The following is a 514-nucleotide window of genomic DNA, read 5'->3' on the forward strand; positions in this document are numbered from 1 at the left end:
GAGTATCCCTGTGGGAACAGTTTTACATCCTGAATCCGGATCTCATAGCTCTCATCCTCGTACCGGAAACGCAGAGGCTGCTCTTTCCGAAACAGATATTCCCGGAAACCTTTTTTCTCCCTGCCAAAACTTGCCAGTGGGAGGCCGGCTGCCAGAACCACATCTGTTTTCCTCTCTCCCCGGCGGTAGCGGATCTCCTGTGCAATGGCTGCCATTGTCAAAAGATAATAATTGTCATTGGAAGTCTTGCTTCTCACCAGCGTCTGCCGCCCAGTTCCACACACATAAAATTTCCCATTGTACTGCAGGACATTTTGCATGGTATACGGCTCATAATCGTACCCGGTCAGTCCAGTCGGGAAACACACATGGGGAGTTTTGATGGCATAATATCCATGATCGATTCCTATAATGATAAGTCACCACATCCTTTCAGGTTTTTCTTGTTCTTTTCCAGCAGGTGGTCTTTTGGTCTGGAAAAAGAAAAAGGGCAGAACCCCGAAGAGCCCTGCCC

Annotated in this window: 1 protein-coding gene; it reads right to left on the reverse strand. The window is 48.4% G+C overall.

Going from position 1 to position 514, the window contains the following annotated elements:
- A partial coding sequence (locus LIQ05_RS19505) for a ParM/StbA family protein (protein ID WP_226822945.1) occupies positions 1-416 on the reverse strand: 416 nt, incomplete at its 3' end.
- Positions 417-514 lie beyond the last annotated feature (98 nt).

The organism is Blautia glucerasea, from assembly GCF_020537505.1.
Taxonomy (GTDB): domain Bacteria; phylum Bacillota; class Clostridia; order Lachnospirales; family Lachnospiraceae; genus Blautia_A.